Genomic DNA, 22372 nt, shown 5'->3' with positions numbered 1-22372 from the left:
CTCACCAGGGGAACAGTTGCACCATGGCCAATTGGGCGTCCGGCTACGTGGCCGATATCGAGTATCTGCCCGGCCTCTATGTGGAGCAGACGCCTGCGCATCTCACCCTCGCATGCCTGCTCAACGGAATAGAGCCGCCGGATATCGGCGGTGCCTTCACCTATTGCGAGCTGGGGTGCGGCCAGGGCGTCACCGCAAGCATCATCGCAGCCGCCAATCCCAAGGCCCACGTGGTGGCTGCCGACTTCAACCCGGCCCATATCGCCCGCGCCCGGCAGGTGGCACGCGAAGCCCATCTCACGAACATCGAGTTCCTGGAACTGAGCTTCGAGGAAATGCTGGAGAAGCACGATCTGCCGGATTTCGACATGGTCACCATGCACGGCGTCTGGTCCTGGATCGGCGCTGCCGAGCGCGCGCAGATCACCGAGTTTCTGAAACAGAAAGTAACGCCCGGAGGGCTGGTCTCGATCACCTACAACGCCATGCCGGGATGGGCCGTGATGCTTCCCATCCAGCGCCTGCTCTATGAGCATGCGGGCCTCGGCCACGACCGCAGCGACGAGGCCATCATGAAGGGCCTCGACTGGATCGAGGAGCTTCAGAAATGCGGCTCCGGCGTGCTCGGGAACGCGGAGCTTATCGACCAGATCCGCAATGGCACGAGCAGCAAGGCGGCCGGCTCCCATCGGGCGGTGTATCTGGCGCATGAATATATCAACGGCGGCTGGCAGCCTCAGTATCACATGGATACGGCAAAGCAGCTCGCTCCCGCCAAGTTGAACTATGTGGGGGCCTCCGGGCTTCTGGATGCCTTTCCCGACCTGTCGTTCCGGCCGGAACAGAAGCAGGCGCTGGAGCAGGTGCCGCGCGGGCCGCTGCGCGAGACCTTGAAGGACTATCTGGTGAACCGGCCGTTCCGCCGCGATGTCTATGTGCGCGGGGCGCGCCAGCTTTCCGATCGCATGCGGGATGCGAAGCTGCAGCAGCTCGCCCTCGCCTTGACCGTGCCGCCCGATGAAACCCGGCTGTCGCTCGACGTGCCCGCGGGCAAGGCCGAACTGCCAAAGCATCATTACGAGCCGATTTTCGACGCGCTCGCACAACGGCCGCACACGCTGAAGGAACTGGCGAGCCTGCCGGCGCTGGCCGGCCTTGCGGGCGCCCCGTCACTGGTGGAAATCGCCGGCATCCTGGTGGGCTCCGGCCAGGCCCAGATCGCGCCCTGGGGAATGGGAGCCGGATCGAATGCGGGCGCCGCGGCCCTGAACCGCGCGGCGACCCGGGAGGTTGCGGAGCAAAGGTCGTCCTTTGCCTCCATCGCGGCGCCGCTGACCGGGTCCGGCCTCACCCTGCAGACCATGGAAGCCCTCGTCTTCGACGCCATCGCCACCGGCACGCCGCGTGCGCCCGACGCGGTCATATCGAAGGTCGCAGACCGCGTCCGGTCGGGCGGAGTTCCCTTGCAGAAGGACGGGAAGGCGATCGATGCGCCCGACGCCCAGCTGGCAGTGGTGGCCGAGAGCGTCGAATGGTGCTTCACCCGTCGGCTGCCTCTTTGGGATCAGCTTCACGTATTCTAGAAGCAAGGCTTACCGCCATAGCTTAAGGTGGTCCCGCATGGTACAGGTCTCGCGCTTGTATCCACCTTGCGGCCATCAAGCCAAGACACCGGAGCCCCCGAGCTGCCATCAGGCCACGCGCGGCTCGGAGCGATAGGAGAGTGTTATGGGTTTGCCCTCCCCACAGCAGCTTGAAGATCTCGCCAAACTCATCAAGGGTGAAGAGGTCAGGAACAAGATCGGCTTCTGGCCCGAAGCAGATCAGCGCAGGGAACTTGCACGGCTACGGGACGGCGCCCCGCCTCAAGTGAACAAACCCCTTTCGGACAAGGCGGGGACCTGGGCCAGGAAGGGTGTTCAGGTGGCCGTGTCCAAGGGGATTCCCGCTGCGGGCAATGCGGCCTTCCATGGCGGCATCAGACTTACGGAGACCGTGAATCTCGCAGGCCACGCCGTCAGCGTCGGCACAACGCTCGCGCCCATGGGCGCCGTGTTTTCGGCCTGGATCAGCATGGCGACCGTCGCGGTCCAGGCCGGCAAGGTCTTTGATCTCTATACGTTACGGGATGATGCGCGCAGCCATCGGCACTCGGCCACGACATACTCTTGCGACTGCGGCAGGTGCGCCGACAATATCCAGTACATCATCGATAAAAAAGAGCGGAATGTCGGAATTGTTGCGGTTTCCGTCGCCACGGTCGGCATCGTCGGCCTCGGCAAGATCCTGCATTCGGTGGGCAAGAAGCTGAAGTCCAAGATCATGGGTGAAACGAGGCCGAAGGAACGCGTCTGCCGGGAGATGGTCGAGTCCGGTCGCAACGGATGCTTGGCCGCGATGGGGGCCATATTTCTTCTTTCGGGCTCCTGGACCCAAGGCTATCGCGATCAGAAGACGATGGAAGCCGCCGTCTTGACGCTTACCGCGAAAGATGGCTGGGATAAATTCAAGGATAATTGGTAGTTTTTCCCTGAAGGTGAGAAGGATGATCGTCTCCGCTGCTGTCTAGGGCAGTTATATTGCGCAGGTTCGATTCCTTCCACCTTAAAAAGCGGTGACGTTGCGCCTTTGCCCTAAGTCTCCGGACTCATAACGCGTTGATCCATATAGGGATGGCGGCGAGAAAGTTATCCGGTGTCGGGCGTGGCGCGTGGCGACGCCGCGCAATTGCCTGATCCGGTTCAAGAAGCGCCCGCCGTGATCCCGTTGGCGACCTGGGGCTCAGAGCTGTATTACCTGTCAGATGGCGCTCATTGCACAGCCGCATCCGGATAGAGGCGCGTGACAATGGCAGCGACCGCTGCGTCGTACGACGTGGGCGGTTTTCCCGCGAATACAGTTTTGAGCCCCAGGTCGGCAATGGATTGAAGTCGTGCGACGGTCGCTTCCGTCATGATTGGTTCGATGCCCGTGTCGCGCAGCGCCTCCGCGGACATTTCGGCTTCTTCGGCCCGTCGTTGAGCGTGGATGACGTTGGTTGTGAGCATGTATTTCGCCATCTCCCCGAATGGCCGGGAGAAAAAGCGGGTGTAGGAGGCCAGCACCTCCTCCGAGATGCCGTGTTGTTCGGCCGCCATGATGCACTCGACGATCACCGCCTCCAGCCCCTTGGCGATTACCGAGCGGAAAATCTTGATGCCGGAGGCGGTGCCGAGCTTCGGGCCTACATGGGTGATATTCATGCCCCACGGCACCAGGATGTCGCGGACGTCCTCCCCGTCCGGTCCGCACACGAGGATCTCAATGCGGTGCCCGTCGATGAGGGGGCTGCCACCGATGGCCCCGTCGGCGATCCGCGCGCCCGCCGCCGCGGCCAGCTCCAGCGCTGCGGTCTTGATCTTGGGGGTGGCCGAGGCGAGGTCCACATAGAGGTGGCCGGAATTGAGATAGGGCGCGATCGCCTCCGCGCTCGGGATGCTCTGCCGGCCAGGGGTGGAGCTGATGATGGTGTCGGAGCGTGCCGCGAGCGCCGCCAAGGATGGGACGAGGTCGATGCCCGCCGCGCGGGCGTTGCTCTGGATCAGCTCCGCGAACGGGCCATTCATGGCGCCGGGATCATAGGCGCACATGTGTGCGAGCCCCTCCGCGCGTAATCCTCTTGCGAGGCCGTTTCCCACCTCGCCCAGTCCTATGAGGCCGAGCCTCGTCTGACGTCGCATGGTCATGTGATGGTCCCCTGCAGGCAGCTCATTCCGGTTCGATGCCGGCGGCTTTGGTGCTCTCGGCGAGCTTCTTGGTCTCGCTGGCGACGAAGGCCGCGAGTTCCTCAGGCGTAGAGGAAGAGGGCTCGATGCCCGCGCCGAGCAGCGCCTCCTGAACGGCCTTGTCATTCATGGCTTTGATGAAGGCCCTGTCGAGGGCATCGACGATGGCCTCCGGCGTCTTTGCGGGCGCAAAGGCGCCGAACCAAGCGTAGAGATCGTATCCCTTCAGTCCCGCCTCCTGCATGGTCGGCAGGTCGGGTGCGAGACGCGAACGTCCGGCGCTGGAGACGCCGAGCGCCCTCAGCTTTCCGGCGCGGGCGGAGGGTAGGGTGGTGGACATGTCCGCCAGCATCACCTGCACCTGGTCGCCAAGGAGGTCGGCCACCGCCTGGGGGTTGGACTTGTAGGGGACGTAGAGGATGTCCACGTCTGCGGAGAGCTTGAACATCTCCATGGCGAGGCGCGCGGAAGCTGCGCCCGACCCGTAGCTCAGCTTGCCGGGATTGGCCTTGGCATACGCGATCAGCTCCTGTGTCGTCTTCGCCGGCACCTGGGGGTTGATGACCAAAGCAAGGGCGATGGACCCGAGCTTCGAGATCGGCTCGAAATCCTTCACATGGTCGTAGGTGAGCTTCTTGTAGAGCGCCTGGTTGAAGGCGTGGGTGGAGTTGGTGCCGATGAGGATGGTGTAGCCGTCCGGCGCCGCGCGGGCGACCATGGAAGCGCCGATCTGGCCGTTCGCGCCCGGCACGTTCTCGACAATGACGGGCTGGCCCAAGGTCTGCGACACGTTCTGGCCGATGATCCGGGCCAGCGTATCGGTGGCACTCCCCGCCGTGAACGGCACCACGAACCGGATGGGCTTGCTGGGATAGGTGTCCGAGGCCGCGAGGCCGATGGAGGTGGCAAAAAGGGTGAGGCAGACCACAAGGCCGGCACAGCGCGTGATGAGCGTCCTGCGCATGGATGTTTCCCTCCGGTTGAACCTCGGTTTTCTATTTTCATTGCGGTTCTCCGCTTACACGGAGGACGCCCGTTCCGGGTGCTTCGGCATGGGCCGGACGTGCCGCCCCATGCCTCCGTTTCCCCTCTTGCCCGGTCAGTCGAGCTTGATGCTGGCTTCTCGCGCCACGGCGCCCCACCGCTCCAGTTCGCTCTTCACAAATGCGGTGAACTCGCTGGGCGAATTGCCTACCGGCTCGATGGCGTCCTGCTCGAACCGCTTGCGCAGTTCCGGGTCCTGGAGGATCCCTTTGATGGTGTCGGCGAGCTTGCCGACGATGGCCGGCGGCGTGCCCTTCGGGGCGAAGAACCCGTGCCAGGCAACGACCACGTAGTCCTTCACGCCCGCCTCCACCACGGTTGGGACGTTCGGTAGCTTCGGAGAGCGCTTGTCGGAGGTCACCGCCAGGGGCCGCACGAGGCCGGCTTCCGCGAGCGGCGTGGTGCTCGCCGCATCGCCGAAGATGAGCTGCAGCTCGCCGGAGGCGGTGGCTTGCGCTGCCGGTCCCGAACCGCGATAGGGCACGTGGGTGAACTGCACGTCGGCAACGCGCATGAACAGCTCGACTGCAAGATGGGCGGAACTGCCGTAGCCCGGCGTGCCGTAGTTCAGCTCCTTGGGATGGGCCTTGGCATAGGCGATGAGTTCCTGGAGCGTCTTCGCCGGAACCTTGGGATTCACCGCGATCACATAGGGATAGGCGGTGACCTGGGAGATCGGGACGAAGTCCTCAAGCGGCTTGTAGCGCAGGTTGCCGGAGACATTGGGCAGGATCGCCATCTCGGCGGTCTGGCCGACGATCAGCGTGTATCCATCCGGATCGGAGCGCGCCGCCGTTGCTGCGCCCATGGCACCGCTGGCGCCGGGCTGGTTCACCACCACGAATTGCTGCCCGAGCTTTTCGGACAGCCTCTGGCACATGATGCGGGCGACGATGTCGGCGCCCCCACCGGGAGCATAGGCGACGATGACTTTCACCGGGCGGTCCGGATAGGTGCCGGCCTGCGCCTGCGCTGCCGCGGGAAGCCCCGCGATGAGCGCAGGCAACGCCATGCTCATCAGGAAACGTGCAAGCATTCATTCCTCCCCTGTATTCTTTGTTTGTTGTTTTCAATACGCCGGCTTTGCCTCAGCCGGGGATTTCCTCCACCTCGATGTCGAAGCCGGTAATGTGCGGGGCGCTCGAGCGGAACATGTCCTCCAGGAAGAACCGGAGGTCGTCGGGCCCGACGACGCAGGTCTCGCAATGATCCTGCCCTTTGTGCACCCGATAGAGCACGTAGGCGACGTTATCGCGGACATCCTTCAGCTCCAGCTCGCCGTCCGGGGAGACGACGCTCTGGGCCTTGTCGAGGGCGAATTTTGCCAGCACGTCCTTTGCCATGGTGGTGCCTCCCTATGCCTGGATGCGCTTGGTCTGGGACTGGCCGCCGCCATAGAGCAGGGCGCCTCGGCCCGCGGAGCCACCCAGCACCACGATCTCGAAGCATTCCGGGCTTTCGAGTACGGGAAGCATGGTCTCCGGGCTCTGGTAGAGCCAGGCAAGCTCGGGGTGGCTGGTCTCGAAGGCCTTCGGCTCCTTGGCCATGATCATCTGGTCGAACCGGAGGCGCGCCTTCTTGTACATGGATTCCTGGATGTCCTTCTTGCTCCAGCCGTGCTTGGCGAACTGGTCCGCATGGTCGGGGCAGATGAGCATCATGTGGTGCTCCTTCTCCTGCGTTCCCGAGCGGGGATCGGCGCGGCGGCCGGTGAGCCACATGCCGGTGGAGATGTTCGCCGTGTTCATGGCGGCGCCGGCGAATACGTCAGTGAGGCGCTCTGGGTCGTAGTTGGTGAAGTCGTGAAGCTCGCAGATGCCGCAATTGAACAGCACCGAGACCACGTCCTCTTCGGCACCGAAGCCGGCATCGACGTGGTAGGGCGCCCAGGGGCTGCGCTCTTCGTTCTCGGCGACGCACATGGAGTATTTGGTGGGCGAGCCGATGGTGTCCATGTCGGATACGCCGGCATAGGTGTGGCCGATATTCATCATGCACAGCCGAACGGCGCGGCCGATCACCGAGTTGGCGAAGGAGGGCGAGCCCGGACCAAGGGCGCAGGTGCCGCTGTTGAGGCCGATGCGGTTGCGGATCGGCCCGTTCACCCACACGATAGGCGCATGTGGGCAGGTGGACATGGACTTGTTGCGCAGGTTGATCTGCGGCTCGGTCATGCACTCGACCGCCGTTATCACGATGGGCAGGAATTCCGGCCGGCAGCCGGCCATGACCGCGTTCGCCGCGATCTTGGCGATGGTGGCCTTGCCGAAGCCGGGCTCCATCACCGCGACCACTTCCTCCGGATCGCGGGTGGTGCCCTTCAGCATCCGGGCGAGGCGCTCCTCGGTGGGAGGAAGCAGGGGCAGGCCGTCGCTCCAGGCATAGTGGAGGAATTCGCTGTTCATCCGCTCCAGCGCGCCGAGTTCGTCCTCGCCGTCGAAGGTCAGCCAGGTATCAGGCAGGAAGGTGATCTCGGACTCGAGCTGGGGCGCATCCTGCACCTGCGTAAGGCCGGCGATGATGTCCTCGATATGCGCATCGACGATGGCGCGCACCTCGTCCGGGGTCTGGTTGGTGAGCGGCTCGGGGATGACTGCGAGCGCGAGGTTCGCGAGGCCGAAGCCATCGGCGCTGCGGTGCGCGTCGGCGACGAAATGGGATGCGGTGATACCGACAGCGGGCACGCCCACCTTCTCGAACTCGATCAGGTCCCGAATGAGCCAGGAGGTACATGAGCCGCAATCGGCGGTGGTGCCGACGACCGCATCGCATTCCTTGGCGATGAGGCGGACGTCCGCCGGCGTCGCGTGCCGCATCACCCAACCCACCGAGCCGCGATACTGCTTGAATGTGGTGCCCGGGAAGCGCGCGCGCAGCAATTCCGCGACGCGGTCAAGAGCGACATCGCCGCCGGCCTTCATGTTCCAGTACAAACCAATGCGCTTGCCCGAGAGATCGGGCACGCGCCGGGCCGGGTCGATGGGCGTCTGGACGGATTCAGCAACGGGGTTGAAGACCTTCAACTTGGCCAAGATACTTCTCCAATTGTTCCACTGAGTGGAATATAAGTCCACTGAATGGTCAAACGCTAGGTGGTTTGAAAATGGCTGTCAAGAAAGCGGGCTCGCGTTCCGGGCGCGCGCCGACGTTCGATGAGGTGCGGGAAGAGCCGGTTGCCGAGGCGCCTGTGGCGGATGCGAAAGGCACCATCGAGCGCACGCTCGAGCTGATTCAATGTTTCGGCGACGTGCAGGGCGAATGGTCCCTGAGCGAGCTTTCGGCGAAGACCGAGCTGCCCCGCAGCACGGTCCACCGCCTGCTCAAGCTCATGCAGAATCTCGGCTTCGTGGAGAGCGACGAGCAGACCCGCCGCTACCGGCCCGGGCCGGAACTCTACCGGGTCGGCGCGGTGCTCGCCGCGCGTATGCCGATCATCCCTTTGGCGACGCCGATCCTGCGCCACATCATGCAGGAATCCGACGAGACGGCGCTGCTCTCGCTGTACTATCCGCGCCAGCTCCAGAAGGCGTTCGTGGCCCAGGTCGAGTCGAGCCGGTCCATGCGCTACGTGATCGAGTTGAACGTACGCGCCTCGCTGCTCTGGGGCGCGTCCGCCCACGCCATCCTCGCCCATCTCGATCAGGAGACGATCGAGCGGGCGCTGGCTGCGCGCGACCCCTCGCCGGTCTCCGGTGACCGGCCGAACCAGAAGGAGCTGCGGCGCGAGATCGCCCGTATCCGGGCGGAGGGCTATGCGTGGTCGGTGGGGCAGGGCGTCGCCACGGCCCTCGGCCTCGCGGTGCCCGTGTTCGGCGCGGACGGCCTGGTCAAGGGCAGCGTCTCGGTGACCTATCCCGAATCCCGGATGGACGATGCCCTCAACCACAAGCTCCTCAGCTTGCTGTGCGACGGTGCCGAGAAGCTGTCCCGTGCGTTGGGCTGGCACGCGGAGAGCGCCAATTCGCCCTATGCGCTCATCAAGGTGGATCCGGAAAAACCCATCATGCAAGGGCTGAAGGCGCGGGGAGGGGCCAAGGCCCGCGCCTCCCACTAGCCGCCGGAAAAGCCGGCTCGCGGCTCACGATGCGGAGAATTCACTTGCCGGCGGTCGCCGCCGGTTGACGGGAGGTTCGGTCCTTGGTTGAATAAATGAAATGATCGTTCTGCAGAATAGAACGACGGGAGGAGTTCATGGAGAAAGCACGCATCTGCGCGGTCATGGGTACGGTATGACCGGCACCGTACAGGACGCCGTCGCTCATCTCATGGCCGACTTCGCCCTCGAGGCGCGGTGGAACACACTGCCGGACGAGGTCCGCCGCGAAGCTGTGCGGGCGTGGGTGAACTGGGTCGCCTGCGCGGTCGGAGGGGCCTCGACGCCGACCCTGGAGGCGGCGCTGCGTGGCGTCTGCGCAATGGGGTCTGCCGGCGCCAGCCCGCTGCTGGGCCGCAGTGAGCGCGTGAGCCTCCAGGATTCCGCCTTGCTCAACAGCCTGAGCACGTCCGCCCACACTTTCGACGACACGCATCTCGCAACCATCACCCACCCTACGGGGCCGGTTGCTGCCGCGCTGGCGGGCGCGGCGCATGACCTGGCTGCCAAGGGAAAGCCGGTGTCTGGCGCCGATCTCCTGGCTGCGCTGATGGTCGGGATGGAGCTGGAATGCCGCGTGAGCTGCGCCATCGCGCAGGGCGGCGGCAATCGCGGCTGGTATATGACCGGCCTTTCGGGCGGTATCGGCGCCGCAGCCGCCGTGGGCCGGTTGCTGACCCTCGATCATGGGCAGATGGTGTCCGCCATCGGCATCGCGGCCGCACAGGCCTGTGGGACCCGGGCCACCCACGGCAGCATGGCCATCACCTATGTGCCGGCCGTCGCCGCCCGCGACGGGTTGGTGGCCGCCTATCTGGCGGCGGCGGATTTCGACTGCGGGCCAGGCTCCATAGACGGCAAGAATGGCCTGCTGCAGGTGCTGACCGGCGGCCATGACGCCGAGGCTATCCGCACCGGGCTGGGCACCCGCTTCGAGGTGCTGAACAACGCCTACAAGCCCTATCCGTGCGGCATCGTCATCCATCCTGCCATCGATGCCTGCCTCGCGCTGGCGCACGCGGACAATGTCGTTTCGGCGGATATCGAACGCGTGGACATGCGCGTCCATCCCGACGCGCTGAACCTATGCTGGCGGAAGCTGCCGGACAATGTGCTGGACGCCCAGGTGAGCCTCTATCACTGGGTCGCCGCAGCGCTCGTCTTCGGCGCGGCCGGAATCGAGCAGGGCGAGATCGCTTGCGTCCGCGACGCCAGGGTGCGCGGCCTCCAGGAACGGTCTGAGGCTGTGGCGGACCAGAGCCTCAAGGACAACCAGGCGGTGGTTACGCTGCGCCTCAGGGACGGCCGGACCGTGGAGCGCTTCACCAAGAATGCCATTGGCAGCATCACCAACCCGATGAGCGATCTGCAGCTCGCTACGAAGTTCCGCGATCTGGTGCGGCTGAGCCTGGAGCCACAGCGCGCCGATGGATTGCTGGACCTGTGCCTGAACATGCCGGCGCTGGACGACGCCGCGCAGATGCTGAACGCGGCGTCTCGCTAGGCCGCGCATAACCATAAAACGTGAGGAGAACGCACATGGGCCGGCCCAAACTGACGCGTGCCTTGAAGGCTGCGGTGTTCGCATGTGGAGCCATGGTGCTCTCGCTGCCCGCGCTGGCCCAGGGCGCCTTCCCGGACCGGCCGATCACCCTCGTGGTGGGCTTCTCCCCTGGCGGCTCCAATGACGTGACCGCGCGGGTCGTCGCGCCCGAATTGTCCAAGCTCCTCAAGGTGCCGGTGGTGGTGGAGAATAGGGTCGGGGCCGCCGGTACCATCGCCACGAGCTATGTGGGAAAGTCCAACCCGGATGGCTACACGTTGTTGGTGGCCAGCGCGTCGCCGCTGGTGCTTTCACCGCACACGAACGACAGTATTCCCTATGATGCGCTGAAGGATTTCATCGGCATCAGCCTTATCGGCATCACACCGGAAGTGCTTGCGCTCTACCCCGGCGTTCCCGCCAAGAACCTGAAGGAGTTGGTGGCGCTCGCGAAGACGCGCGACATCAACCTTGCCTCGTCCGGTAGCGGCGGCCTGCCCCATCTCGCCATCGAGCTGTTTAAGAGCGCCGCGCCCGGCGCGCGCATCGTTCATGTGCCCTACAAGGGCGCAGCGCCTGCCGTCACTGACGTGGTCGCCGGCCATGTGGACGGCGTGGTGGTGGACCTTCCGGCGGTGCAGACCTTCATCAAGACCGGCCGCCTGCGCGGCATCGCGACGGCCAATGACCGGCGCTCGGAATTTCTACCGGACCTGCCCACCTCGGGCGAGGAAGGGCTACCCTCCTTCATCGCGGTCAACTGGATCGCCCTCGTTGCGCCGGCGAAGACGCCGACGCCGGTGGTGGACAAGCTGCGCAGTGCCCTCTTCGACGTTATGAAATTGCCGTCGGTTAAGGAGGCCCTCGCGCAGGCCGGCGTCGAGGTCCAGCTCAGCAAGGATTCTGCCGATTTCCAGACCTTCCTCGTCTCCGAATATGAGAAATGGGGGAAGGTGGCGAAGGCCGCGAACGTGAAGGCAGGTGACTGAGCATTCAGGCTCCGCCCCAAGGGCGGAGCCGTCTTTCAATCTTGCGCGCCGATCATGTCCTGCCGGCCGAGCTCCTCGATGCGGATGCCGGCGACGGGGGAATGCTCGGCGAGAAACTTCTCGGCTTCCAGCGCCGCCATGCAGCCCATGCCCGCGGCGGTGACCGCCTGGCGGAATTTCGGGTCCGCCACATCACCCGCCGCAAACACACCGTCCACGGAGGTGCGGGTGGACCAGGCATCGATGCGGATATAGCCCGAGGGATCGAGTTCGAGCTGGCCCTTCACGAGGCTTGAGGCCGGGTCGTGGCCGATGGCGACGAACACGCCGTTCACGTCCACGGTGGTGGGCTCGCCCGTCCCCTGGTCGCGCACGCGCAGGCCGGTGACGCGCCGCACGGGCTCCTCGATGCCGACGATCTCCTCGGGGATCGCGTTCCAGATGACCCTCACCTTGGGGTTCGCCATCAGGCGGTCCTGGAGGATCTTCTCCGCCCGCAGCCGGTCACGACGGTGGACGAGGGTGACGGTGGAGGCATGGTTGGTGAGGTAGAGCGCTTCCTCCACGGCGGTATTGCCGCCCCCGATCACGGCCACATCCTTGTTGCGGAAGAAGAAGCCGTCGCAGGTCGCGCAGGCCGACACGCCATAACCGCCGAACTCCCGTTCGCTGGGAAGCCCGAGCCAGCGCGCCTGAGCCCCCGTGGCGATGATGACCGTCTCGGCCAGGAACGCGTTTCCTGAATCGCAGGTGGCACGGAATGGGCGCATGGAGAGGTCCAGGGTCACGACAGTCTCGTCCCGGATGTCGGAGCCCACATGCAGCGCCTGGTCGCGCATCTGCTCCATCAGTTCCGGCCCCTGCACGCCGGTGGCAAAGCCGGGATAATTCTCCACGTCCGTGGTGATGGTGAGCTGCCCGCCGGGCTGGAGGCCGGTCAGGAGGATGGGGGCAAGGCTCGCCCGTGCCGCATAGATGGCCGCCGTATAGCCCGCGGGGCCAGCGCCGATGATGAGCACGCGCGTCTCGGTCGCGGCGCCTTCCGTTTCGTTTCTCTCTGTCATCGTTGGCCTGTTGGTCTTCGTGAGCGGGGTTACCCGGCCTTGCGCGAGGCGCCACCGAGCGATTGGGTGAGCTGTGCGGCTGCGGCGATGAGGAGCGTGCGCATGTGCTCCACGTTCGACGGCGTGAAGCGCTCGCTGGGGCCGGACAGCGAAAGTGCGCCGGTAATCGCGCCGGAGGGACCGAACACCGGGGCTGCCAGCGCGGCGCATAGCGGGTCGCGCTCGCCGCGGGAGAGGGCATAGCCGGCCTCGCGCAGCGATGCGTGGGTTGAACCGGCGTCGCCGGAATAAGCCAGCAGCACGCGCCCCGCCGCGCCGCGGTCCAACGGCAGGATGCTGCCCGCCTCCACCCGGTCGAGGGTGGAGTGACGCGAATTCACGCGGAACAGGCACATGCGGGTGCCGGGACCGTGGAGCACGTGAAAGGAGGAGCTCTCCGTGCCGTTCTCCACAAGGTCGTTGAGGACCGGCAGCACGTGCCAGCGCAGCGGGTTCTGCCGCTCATAGGCGAGCCCGAGGCGGAAGGCGGAGGCCCCGAGGCCATAGCGTCCGTCCCGCAGCCGCATCACGTAACCCGACCCTTCCAGCGAGCCGAGCAGGCGGAGGATGGTGCTCTTGTAGAAGCCCGTCACCTGCGCGATCTCGGCAAGCGTCGAGGGCTCATTCCTCGCCTCGACCGCCGCGAGGATGGCGAGCGCACGGTCGACTGCCGCGACACCGCCCGGCGCTTCTGTGGCTGCCAAGTCTAGCTCTCCTTCGACGGCGGCTGCGGGTCGACGATCCGACTCACCACGGGCCAATAAAGGTCACCATAGCCGCTTTCCGCGGCCTCCTTGAGGAGGCGGTCCGCGGTCCGTGCGCCGTCCGCCCGCACACCGAGATCGGCCGCGAGGGCGAGGGCGTAGGAGAGGTCCTTGAGGGCATATTCCGTGGAGAAGGCACGCTCGGGGAAAGTCCCTGGCAATACTGCCTTCATGCCATGGTTGCGCAGCGCGAAGCTGTCGGCGGAGCCCTTCATCAGGGTCTCGAACAGGATGCGGTCGTCGAGGCCGGAATGGCGGGCGATGGCGATGGCCTCGGAGAGCGCCACCACGGTCTCCACCAGCACCATGTTGTTCATGATCTTGACGATCTGGCCTGAGCCCACCGGCCCGCAATGGGTGACGTCGCTGGCCATTACGGCGAGGAGCGGGGAGAGGGCCGCGAAGGTCGTCTCATCTGCGCCGACCATGATGCTGAGCGTGCCGTCTTCCGCAGCCTGGCGGGTACGGGCGATGGGGGCGTCGGCGTAGCGCGCGCGGACCGTTTCAAAGCGGGCGGCAATATCGCGTGTAAGGTCTACCGGCGAGGTGCCGAGGTCCACGACGATGGTGCCGGGCCGGACAGCCGCGAGCAGCCCTTCGGGACCAGCGCAGACCGCTTCCACATGCTTTCCGCTGGGCAGTGCCATGAGGATGGTGTCGCACTGCGTGGCGAGGTCCTTGAGGCTGCCTGCAGCGGAGACGCCGAACGCAGCGAGCCGGGTGAGCGGTTCCTGCGCCCGGTCGAAGCCGACCACCGGCCTCCCGATCTTGCGGGCGAGGTTGCGACACATGGGCTCGCCCATGACCCCGAGCCCGATAAAGCCGATCGCTGTTCCCTCGTTCATTGTCCTGCCTCTCTTTAAGCGGTGGCGTCCAGGCCGAGATAGATGCTCTTGGCCTGCTGGTAGAGCCGCATGCCGCCGATGCCCTTCTCGCGGCCGATGCCGCTATCCTTGAACCCGCCGAAAGGCGTCGAAATGCTGAGCTGTTTGTAGGTGTTGACCCACACGGTGCCGGCGTCGATGGCCCGTGCCACCCGCAGCGCCCGCTTATAGTCAGCCGTCCAGATACCGCAGGCGAGGCCATAGGCGGTGTCGTTGGCCTGGGCGACGAGGTCGTCCTCGTCGTCGAACGGGAGAATGCACAGGACCGGGCCGAAAATCTCCTCCCGGCATACCCGCGCCGCGCTCGTGAGGCCGGCAACCAGGGTCGGCATGTAAAAGGCGCCGGCGTCGAGCGCAGGGTCTTCCGGGCGCGCGCCGCCGGCCAGGATTTCTCCACCCGCGGCGCGGGCGTCGGCGACGAAGCCCTCCACCCGTTCGCGATGGCCGAAGGAGGAGAGGGGACCCATGGACATGCCCGCCACATCGGGCTGGCCCACGCGCAGGGCCTGTGTGCGCGCCTTCAGCCGGCCTACCACCTCGTCGAGCACGGCGCGCTGCACGAACAGCCGCGAGCCGGCGATGCAGGACTGCCCGCTCCCCTCGAAGATGCCGGTGACGACCCCGGCCACCGCAGCCTCCAGGTCCGCATCGGCGAACAGGATGTTCGGCGACTTGCCGCCGAGCTCCAGTGCCACCGGAACCAGCCGCTCGGCGGCGATGCGGCCGATGGTGCGGCCGGTCTCGGTGCCACCGGTGAAGGAGATCATCCGCACACCGGGGTGGCGGACCAGGGGCAAGCCGGTGTCGCGGCCGGTGCCCGTCAGGACATTCAGGATGCCCGGCGGCAGGCCCGCAGCCAGCGCGATATCCGCCACTTCCAGCGCGGCCGTCGGTGTCACCTCGGACGGCTTCACGATCACCGCATTCCCTGCCGCCAGTGCCGGCGCAACCTTCTGTGCCTCCATGGTGAGAGGCGAATTCCAGGGCGTGATGGCCGCGACGACCCCGTAGGGTTGGTGGAGGGTCATGGAGAGATAGTCGCCGCGCGACGGCGTCACCTCCGCACCCAATGTCTCGCAGACGGCGGCGTAATAGCGGAAGGTCGATGACGCGCTCGCAACCTGTGCGCGGCATTCCGCCATGACCTTGCCGTTCTCCCGCATCTGGATCTGTGCCAGCACGTCCGCCCGCGCCATCATGCCTTCTGCGATGGCGTAAAGGATGCGCGCTCGCTCATGGGGCTTCATGTTCCGCCACTTCGGCGCCCGCGCTGCTTCCTGCGCAACGGCCACGCAGCGGTCCACATCAGCGGAGCTGGCGACGCTCACCTCGTAATTCACTTGGCCGGTCGCGGGGTTGACCGATTGGAAGACAGCCTCGCCCCGCACAGGTTCGCCTCCGATCAGGAAGGGAATGGGAGCAGGGGCGATGGATGCGGTCTGGAGCATGGCGGCGGCCTGAAATCTTGATGTTCTATCTGACAGAACAATCATTCTATTGTCTTATTAAGCCTCGCCGCATACGCTTTTGCAAGAGCGGTCGCCACCAATGCGCGGTCGGGAAAAGAAGCGTTCACGGGGAGGCGCGCATGCCGGAACTGAGCCCTTACGAGATCCATGCGGTCCGCTACGCCCACAACCCACTGGCCGTGCGCCGGGATAATTTCCTCGACGCCGACGGGCACGACGCGAGCCCGATGCCCATGGACTATTTCGTGTGGGCTATCCGGGGGAACGGGCGGACCTTCATCGTCGATACCGGCTTCGACGCGGCCATGGCGCTAAAGCGAAACCGCCAGCTCCTGCGCTCGCCGGGAGAAGGGTTGAAATGCATTGGCATCGATCCGGACCATGTGGAAGACGTTATTATCAGTCACATGCATTACGATCACGCCGGCAACCACGACCTGTTTCCGCGCGCCCGCTACCATGTTCAGGATACGGAGATGGCCTATTGCACGGGCCGCTGCATGTGCCATGCGCCACTGCGCATTCCCTTCGAGAAGGACGACGTGCTGGCGATGGTGCGGAAGGTCTTTGAGGGGCGCGTGGTGTTCCACGACGGTGACCGGGAGCTTGCGCCCGGCATTACCGTGCACAGGCTCGGCGGCCATTCCAAGGGGTTGCAGGTGGTCCGCGTCTGGACCCGGCGTGGCTGGACGGTCATCGCGTCGGACGCCAGCCATTTCTACGCGAACATGGAGCAGGGCCGACCCTATCACCTGCTCCACAGCGTGGAGGACACGCTCGAAGGCTATCGGGCACTTTATGAATTGGCGAGCGATCCGGCGAACGTGATCCCCGGCCACGATCCCCTCGTGGCCGTCCGCTATCCTGCTTCCGCAGCGGGGCTCGAGGGCATCGTCGTGCGGCTGGATGCAGACCCTTGCAAGTGACCCTCTAAGGGGAGGGGATCAATGAGGCCGGCGGCTGGAACACGGCGGGCCGAGGGAATAGTCCGGGTCGAGGCCACGTCTCCGGCCTGTCACAACGTGGTGCAATCCAGCGAGACCGCTCCTGGCGGGATCTGGCTGGGGCACATCTTGAGGCGCTCGATGAGCCAGCGTCCGGCAGGGCCGGGGGGCGTGGATGCGGGGTAGACCGCCGACATGGGCATGAGCAGCCCTTCGGGCGGCACGTCCTCGATGGACAGGGCCACCAGCCTCCCCTCGGCGATGTCCCGCTCCACCGCATGCAGCGGCATGCCGCCCCAGCCGAGGCCGCCGATAAGGAAGGCGTGCTTGGCGTAGAGGTCGGCGAGCCGCCAGGTGGAGGGTGACATCACGCCGAACTCGCGGCCGGCGGAGAGGTCCGACCGGTCGGTCAGCACCAGTTGGACATGGCGCGCCAATTCCTCCTTCGGGATGACGCCGGAATGGGCCGCCAGCGGGTGTTCACGGGCCGCCACCATCACGAACACGATGCTGCCCAAACGTTCGGCCGTGAAGCCGGGCGGCATCAGCGGGAGCGAGCCCACCACGGCGAGGCTGGCGCGCCCGTCGATCACCGGCTGGAAGGCGCCGCCCAGAGCCTCCACATAGAGGCGCAGCGGCGTGCCGGGATATTTCTCGCGGAACTCCTTCGCCGCTTCGGTGATGGCGCCGATGGGGAAGAACACCTCGATCACGGCGGACAGTTCAGGCTCAAGCCCGGTGGCCATGCCCTTGGCGCGTGCCTTCAGCCCATCGACGCCTGCCACCACGCAGCGCGCATCGGTGAGCAGCACCTCGCCCTGCGGCGTGAGGCGGGGATAGCGGCCGGACCTGTCGAACAGCTGGACGCCGATCTGCCCTTCGAGATTGCCGACGAGGTCGCTGACAACGGATTGCGCGCGGCTGAGCTTGCGGGCGGCAGCCGAGAAGCTGCCTTCCTCGGCGGCGGCGATGAAGGTTCTCAATTGGTCGAGGGAAATTCCGTCCAGCATGGCCAACCCCATCTATCGGAATATCCGATGGAATGGATCGAAATATAACGGCTATTCACATGGGTCGCAAGCGTGGCACACAAGACGCCATGAGACCGTCGCTTCGGGAAAACGCAAGACCCGAAGTGATCGGCCGCACCTTGATGCGAACCGGAGGGTATTCCCATGAAACTCCTTCATCTTGATTCCAGTATTCTCGGGCCGAATTCCGTCAGTCGTGCCTTGTCGGCGGAGATCGTCGCACGGGAAGCTGCGCTTCATCCCGGCCTTGAAGTGGTCTATCGCGACCTCGCGGCAGACAAGACGCTCCATCTGTCGGGTGCACATCTGGCGGCCTGGCAGGGCGGGCCCGTGGAGGACACGGTGCTCGGCCAGGACCTTGCCCATGGCGGCGCCTATCTCGACGAGCTTCTTGCCGCCGATATCCTGGTGATCGGCGCGCCCATGTACAACTTCACCGTTCCCAGCCAGCTCAAGGCCTGGATCGACCGGGTCGCTGTGGTCGGAAAGACGTTCCGCTACTCCGAGGCCGGCGCCGAGGGGCTGCTGAAGGGGCGCAAGGCGTTCATCGCATCCGCACGCGGTGGCATCTACCAGCCCGGCTCCCCCACCATCGCGCTGGAGCATCAGGAGACCTACCTCACCGGCGTGCTGGCGTTCATGGGCATTACGGACGTGACCATCGTTCGTGCCGAGGGCATCGCCTTCGGCCCCGAGGCGCGCGAGGCGGCCCTCGCCAAGGCGCGTGCGGAAATCTCGGCCATCGCCGCCTGATCCCGGTCCGCGGCTTCCGCTCCTGTCGGGGCGGGAGCCGTGCCCCCATCCGTGCATGAAGGATCCTCCCGTGCAGACGTCCGGTTTCGCGGCCCTGGGCCGCCTTCTCCTCGCGCTCCTGTTCGTCCTTTCCGGCCTCGGCAAGATCGCGGCGCCGGGCGCAACGCAGGCCTATATCGCCGCCGTTGGCCTCCCGCTTCCGTGGGTCGTCTACGGCATCGCGGTGGTGGTCGAAGTGGGCTTCGGCGCCGCGCTGCTCGTGGGCTTTCAGGCCCGGGTGGCGGCGGCCGGCCTCGCCGTCTTCACCCTGGCGGCGGCCGTGCTGTTCCACAGCAACCTTGCCGACCAGAACACCTTCATCCACTTCGTGAAGAACATCGCCATCACCGGCGGGCTGCTCCAGGTGGTGGCGTTCGGCGCGGGTGCGCTGAGCCTCGACGCCCGCCGGCTGCGCACGGCTTGACAGGCGCCGTCGCCGGCCCCACTCCGCGTCCGGCAAGGGGAGGGGAGCGTCATGGGCGAACTGATCGACGGGCAATGGCATCGCACCGGCTTCGAGACCACGCTTGCCGAGGGGACCTTGAAGCGCAAGCCCTCGGTCTTCCGCAACTGGGTGACGGCGGACGGTTCCGCCCCGGAAGGCGCGCGCGGCTTTACGGCGGAGCCGGGCCGCTATCACCTCTACGTCTCGCTCGCCTGCCCCTGGGCGCACCGCACCCTGATCATGCGCAGCCTCAAGGGGCTTGGCGACATGATCGGCCTCTCCGTCGTCCACTGGCATATGGGGGAGGAGGGATGGACGTTCCAGGACGGTCCCGGCGTCGTGCCCGACACCGTGAACGGCGCCTCAAAGCTGTATGAGATCTATCTCCTCGCAGACCCGCATTGCACCTCACGCGTCACCGTGCCGGTGCTGTGGGACAAGCGTGAGCGCACCATCGTCTCGAACGAATCCGCCGAGATCATCCGCATGTTCAGCACGGCCTTCGACGCCGTGGGGGCGCAGGCCGGCGACTATTATCCGGCGGAGCATCGGGCCGAGATTGATGCGGTGAATACGCGCATCTACGACACCCTCAATAACGGGGTCTACAAGGCGGGCTTCGCCACTCGCCAGCCCGCCTATGAGGCGGCGGCCACAGGCCTGTTCGAGACGCTGGACTGGCTGGAGGCGCGCCTCGCCACGCAGCGCTATCTTATCGGCGGCCGGCTCACGGAGGCGGACATCCGCCTGTTCACGACCCTGGTGCGGTTCGACCCGGTCTATTTCGGCCACTTCAAGTGCAACCGCCGCGCTTTGGTCGAGTATCCCGCGCTCTGGGCCTATGTGCGCGACCTCTACCAGCTTCCGGCCTTCCGCCCGACAGTGAACTTCGCGCACATCAAGAGCCACTATTACGGCAGCCATCCCTGGCTGAATCCCTCCGGCATCGTTCCCATTGGCCCCGACCGGGATTTCGACGCCCATGTGGACCGCGGCCGTCTGTGAGGGTGCCATTCCTCAGGGTCACACGGGTCCCCCTTGCTCGGCCGGCTCTTCGTCAACGCCGCCAAAGCTGCGATGTCTGAAATTCTCATCCTCCACATCGGCGCCCGGCGCTACATTGCCGTGTAGCCTCCGTCGGCCATCACGATGGCCCCGGTCATGAAGCTTGCCGCCGGCGAGGCGAGGAAGGCGATGACGCCGGCGATTTCTTCAGGGGTGCCGATGCGCCCCAGCGCATGGCTGTCCGCACGGCGGGCCAGCCGCGCGCGGCCGTCGGGTATCTGGTCGTCGAGAAAGCCCGTCATCACCACGCCCGGCGCAACAGCGTTGATCCGGATGCCGCGCCGTCCGAATTCGACCGCCAGCGCCTTCGTCATCTGCACGATGGCGCCTTTCGAGGCCGCGTAGCAGACCTGGTCTGCGATGCCGACCACGCCGGAGATCGAGGCGACGTTGACGATGGCGCCCTCGCCGCGCGGTGCCATCACCCGCAGGGCTTCGCGGCTATGGAAGAAGGTTCCGCGGGCATTGACGTTCAGCACCGCGTCCCAGTCCGCGGCGGTGGTCTCCAGGGCCGACCGGCTCAGATGGCGGCCCGCATTGTTGACCAGAATGTCCAGTTGGCCGAACCGCTCCATGGCGAGCGCCGTGGCCCGCGCCGCGGTGGCCTCGTCGGCCAGGTCTCCGACCAGGGTGATGATACGCCCCTCGACGGCCAGTTCCGCGACGTCCGGCTTGCGATCCTCCGCCACCACCACGGCGCCCTGGGCGGACAGAAGCTCGACCGTCCTGCGACCGATATCGCCGGCGGCTCCGGTCACCAGCGCGACCTTGCCTTGAAGACAGCAGGATACATCCATCGTCATGTTCCATGTCCTTGGAATTCAGAGGGGAGCATCCCGCATTCCCGTGCCGCCGGCGGGCGCAATCTGATGGTGAAGAAGGGATTTCGGGCGAGGAACCCGCCCGTTCAAAGGTGGTCCCGCAGCGGGGCCGCCGTCAACGCCTGGATGCGCGTATACGCAACACAATATGCGATAGAACTATGCCGTTTCTAAATACTGGAGAAGTATGCCGTTCGTAAATACTAGAGCGTCATACATTATTATCTCCCGAGAGCCGCAACGCCTAGCTTCCCCCTCGGACTGACCGGCGATCAACAGCCGGGTCCGAAACCTTGCTTGCGCCTGCGGATAGGGGTCGGCGACCCCTCGCAGGCGAGAGGATTGGGAGGAACGCCTGTGAGTGGAAATGTTGCTTCGAAGGCAGGCCGCTGCATGTTCGCGGCCGGCCTGCTCGGTATCGCCATCGCGGTGCTCGCGACCGCGCCGGCCAGCGCCCAGCCCGCGGAACTGAAGGTCGGAATGATTGCCCCCATGAGCGGGGCAATGGCGCGGCAGGGCGACTTGATGAAGCTCGGCGCCCAGATGGCGATCGACGACGTGAATGCCAGTGGCGGCATCAAGGCTCTGAACGGTGCCAAGCTGAAGCTCGTCATCGAGGATGCCGGTGACAAGGTGGAAACCGCCAAGAACGCCGCACAGCGCTTCGTGGCCAATTATCCGGATGCGGTGGCGGGGACCGGCGCGTGGAGCTCCTCGCTGACGCTCGGCGTGACGGAAGTGACGGAGCGGGCCCACCTGCCGTGGATCACCGTGTCGTATGCCGACCAGCTGACGGCACGCGGGTTCAAGTATCTGGTGCAGACGTCGCCGATCGCGAGCGTTCTTTCTCTCGATGCCATGCCCACCGCCGTCGCGATGGCGGAATCGGTGACCGGCAAGCGCCCCGCCACCCTCGCGATGGTGTCGGACAGCACGGCCGCGTCCCAGGCCTTCGTGAAGCCGCTGCGCGAAGGCGGCGCCGAAAAGCTCGGCCTGAAAATCGTGGCTGATGAAGTCTTCACGCCGCCGCTCGCCGACGCCACATCGATCGTCCAGAAGCTGCGCGCGACGAAGCCCGACATGCTGCTGTTCTACGCCACCGGATTTCCGGATTCGAAGCTCGTGCTGAGTGCGATGAGCGAGTTCGGGCTGACGGGCCGGCTTCCCGTGGTCAGCGTCGGCGTGCAGCTTGTCAGCCCGGAGATGCTTGCCGCGCTCGGGCCCAAGAAGCTCGAGGGCTTGATCAACTTCACCGCGAACTGGTCGTCGAAGCCCCAGGAGAAGATCCTGCCCGACCTCGTGAAGCGCAGTGGCGAGCCCTGGATTGGCCAGGACACCATCGCCACCTATGGCGACATCATGCTCATCAAGGACGCGCTCGAGCGCGCCGGATCGACCGACCACGACAAGGTCATGGACGCACTCAAGTCCATCAATACATCAAACGGGCCCGGGCAATATTATCTCGGCGAGCGCCTTGCCTTCGATGCCGACGGCCGGCGCGTCGGCGGAGCGGTCGGTCTGGTCCAGTGGCAGGACGGCTATCCGTATCTGATCTGGCCGGCAAACGCCGCCACCCGGGCGCCAATCTGGCCCAAGCACTAGGTTCGTATTGTCAGGG

The 22372-nt window shown here is 65.6% G+C and carries 21 protein-coding genes; 10 read left to right on the top strand and 11 right to left on the bottom strand.

Annotation, left to right across the window (positions count from 1 at the left end):
- Window positions 1–23: 23 nt before the first annotated feature.
- A complete protein-coding gene (locus ABLE91_RS20575; protein WP_348933853.1) occupies window positions 24–1583 on the top strand; it encodes a methyltransferase regulatory domain-containing protein in 1560 nt (519 codons plus the stop codon).
- A 145-nt stretch (window positions 1584–1728) separates the two neighbouring features.
- A complete protein-coding gene (locus ABLE91_RS20570) occupies window positions 1729–2523 on the top strand; it encodes a hypothetical protein (protein ID WP_348933851.1) in 795 nt (264 codons plus the stop codon).
- Window positions 2524–2810: 287 nt separating this feature from the next.
- Here the strand turns inward: ABLE91_RS20570 and ABLE91_RS20565 are convergent, their stop codons facing one another.
- From ABLE91_RS20565 to ABLE91_RS20545, 5 genes are all read right to left on the bottom strand, one after another.
- Window positions 2811–3725, bottom strand: coding sequence for a DUF1932 domain-containing protein (locus tag ABLE91_RS20565; protein WP_348933850.1), 915 nt, complete (start codon window positions 3723–3725; stop codon window positions 2811–2813).
- Between the two features lie 22 nt (window positions 3726–3747).
- Entirely contained in the window at window positions 3748–4728 is a 981-nt protein-coding gene (locus tag ABLE91_RS20560; RefSeq protein ID WP_348933848.1) for a Bug family tripartite tricarboxylate transporter substrate binding protein, read from the bottom strand.
- Between the two features lie 135 nt (window positions 4729–4863).
- Window positions 4864–5844, bottom strand: a complete 981-nt coding sequence (locus tag ABLE91_RS20555; RefSeq protein ID WP_348933847.1) for a Bug family tripartite tricarboxylate transporter substrate binding protein — start codon at window positions 5842–5844, stop codon at window positions 4864–4866.
- A gap of 52 nt (window positions 5845–5896) precedes the next feature.
- Window positions 5897–6151: a hypothetical protein gene (locus tag ABLE91_RS20550; protein ID WP_348933846.1), complete on the bottom strand. Its 255-nt coding sequence runs from the start codon at window positions 6149–6151 to the stop codon at window positions 5897–5899.
- A gap of 12 nt (window positions 6152–6163) precedes the next feature.
- Window positions 6164–7840, bottom strand: a complete 1677-nt coding sequence (locus ABLE91_RS20545) for a UGSC family (seleno)protein (RefSeq protein ID WP_348933845.1) — start codon at window positions 7838–7840, stop codon at window positions 6164–6166.
- Between the two features lie 71 nt (window positions 7841–7911).
- Here ABLE91_RS20545 and ABLE91_RS20540 point away from each other — a divergent pair, with 71 nt between their 5' ends.
- The 3 genes from ABLE91_RS20540 to ABLE91_RS20530 all read left to right on the top strand — a co-directional run bounded on the left by ABLE91_RS20540 (window position 7912) and on the right by ABLE91_RS20530 (window position 11433).
- Window positions 7912–8862, top strand: coding sequence for an IclR family transcriptional regulator (locus tag ABLE91_RS20540; protein WP_348933844.1), 951 nt, complete (start codon window positions 7912–7914; stop codon window positions 8860–8862).
- 175 nt (window positions 8863–9037) lie between these two features.
- Window positions 9038–10405 carry an MmgE/PrpD family protein gene (locus ABLE91_RS20535; RefSeq protein ID WP_348933842.1) on the top strand — a complete coding sequence of 456 codons (1368 nt, stop codon included), beginning with the start codon at window positions 9038–9040 and terminating at the stop codon, window positions 10403–10405.
- A 35-nt stretch (window positions 10406–10440) separates the two neighbouring features.
- Window positions 10441–11433 carry a Bug family tripartite tricarboxylate transporter substrate binding protein gene (locus tag ABLE91_RS20530; RefSeq protein WP_348933840.1) on the top strand — a complete coding sequence of 331 codons (993 nt, stop codon included), beginning with the start codon at window positions 10441–10443 and terminating at the stop codon, window positions 11431–11433.
- A 35-nt stretch (window positions 11434–11468) separates the two neighbouring features.
- Here the strand turns inward: ABLE91_RS20530 and trxB are convergent, their stop codons facing one another.
- From trxB to ABLE91_RS20510, 4 genes are read right to left on the bottom strand one after another with little or no spacing between them, the layout of a single operon-like run.
- Complete coding sequence (gene trxB / locus ABLE91_RS20525) at window positions 11469–12497, bottom strand: thioredoxin-disulfide reductase (RefSeq protein ID WP_348933839.1); 1029 nt, start codon at window positions 12495–12497, stop codon at window positions 11469–11471.
- A 29-nt stretch (window positions 12498–12526) separates the two neighbouring features.
- Complete coding sequence (locus ABLE91_RS20520) at window positions 12527–13240, bottom strand: IclR family transcriptional regulator (protein ID WP_348933837.1); 714 nt, start codon at window positions 13238–13240, stop codon at window positions 12527–12529.
- A 2-nt stretch (window positions 13241–13242) separates the two neighbouring features.
- On the bottom strand, window positions 13243–14145 hold the full coding sequence (locus tag ABLE91_RS20515; RefSeq protein ID WP_348933836.1) for an NAD(P)-dependent oxidoreductase: 903 nt from the start codon (window positions 14143–14145) through the stop codon (window positions 13243–13245).
- A gap of 14 nt (window positions 14146–14159) precedes the next feature.
- On the bottom strand, window positions 14160–15632 hold the full coding sequence (locus tag ABLE91_RS20510; protein WP_348933835.1) for an aldehyde dehydrogenase: 1473 nt from the start codon (window positions 15630–15632) through the stop codon (window positions 14160–14162).
- 140 nt (window positions 15633–15772) lie between these two features.
- On the opposite strand from ABLE91_RS20510, the gene ABLE91_RS20505 reads away from it, so the two are divergent.
- Window positions 15773–16579, top strand: a complete 807-nt coding sequence (locus tag ABLE91_RS20505) for an N-acyl homoserine lactonase family protein (protein WP_348933834.1) — start codon at window positions 15773–15775, stop codon at window positions 16577–16579.
- Between the two features lie 89 nt (window positions 16580–16668).
- Here the strand turns inward: ABLE91_RS20505 and ABLE91_RS20500 are convergent, their stop codons facing one another.
- Window positions 16669–17607: a LysR family transcriptional regulator gene (locus tag ABLE91_RS20500; RefSeq protein ID WP_348933832.1), complete on the bottom strand. Its 939-nt coding sequence runs from the start codon at window positions 17605–17607 to the stop codon at window positions 16669–16671.
- Between the two features lie 165 nt (window positions 17608–17772).
- Here ABLE91_RS20500 and ABLE91_RS20495 point away from each other — a divergent pair, with 165 nt between their 5' ends.
- The 3 genes from ABLE91_RS20495 to ABLE91_RS20485 are packed head-to-tail and all read left to right on the top strand — an operon-like array spanning window position 17773 to window position 19870.
- Entirely contained in the window at window positions 17773–18381 is a 609-nt protein-coding gene (locus tag ABLE91_RS20495; protein ID WP_348933830.1) for an FMN-dependent NADH-azoreductase, read from the top strand.
- 55 nt (window positions 18382–18436) lie between these two features.
- On the top strand, window positions 18437–18844 hold the full coding sequence (locus ABLE91_RS20490; RefSeq protein WP_348933828.1) for a DoxX family protein: 408 nt from the start codon (window positions 18437–18439) through the stop codon (window positions 18842–18844).
- A 51-nt stretch (window positions 18845–18895) separates the two neighbouring features.
- A complete protein-coding gene (locus tag ABLE91_RS20485; RefSeq protein ID WP_348933826.1) occupies window positions 18896–19870 on the top strand; it encodes a glutathione S-transferase family protein in 975 nt (324 codons plus the stop codon).
- Window positions 19871–19980: 110 nt separating this feature from the next.
- Here ABLE91_RS20485 and ABLE91_RS20480 read toward each other — a convergent pair whose 3' ends face one another.
- Window positions 19981–20733: an SDR family NAD(P)-dependent oxidoreductase gene (locus ABLE91_RS20480; RefSeq protein WP_348933824.1), complete on the bottom strand. Its 753-nt coding sequence runs from the start codon at window positions 20731–20733 to the stop codon at window positions 19981–19983.
- Window positions 20734–21144: 411 nt separating this feature from the next.
- Between ABLE91_RS20480 and ABLE91_RS20475 the strand changes: the two genes are divergently transcribed.
- On the top strand, window positions 21145–22356 hold the full coding sequence (locus tag ABLE91_RS20475; RefSeq protein WP_348933822.1) for an ABC transporter substrate-binding protein: 1212 nt from the start codon (window positions 21145–21147) through the stop codon (window positions 22354–22356).
- Window positions 22357–22372 lie beyond the last annotated feature (16 nt).

The organism is Aquabacter albus (assembly GCF_040049275.1).
GTDB lineage: Bacteria > Pseudomonadota > Alphaproteobacteria > Rhizobiales > Xanthobacteraceae > Aquabacter.
The sequence above is the reverse complement of the archived record's forward strand: the minus strand, read 5'-3'. Positions and strand labels throughout refer to the sequence as shown.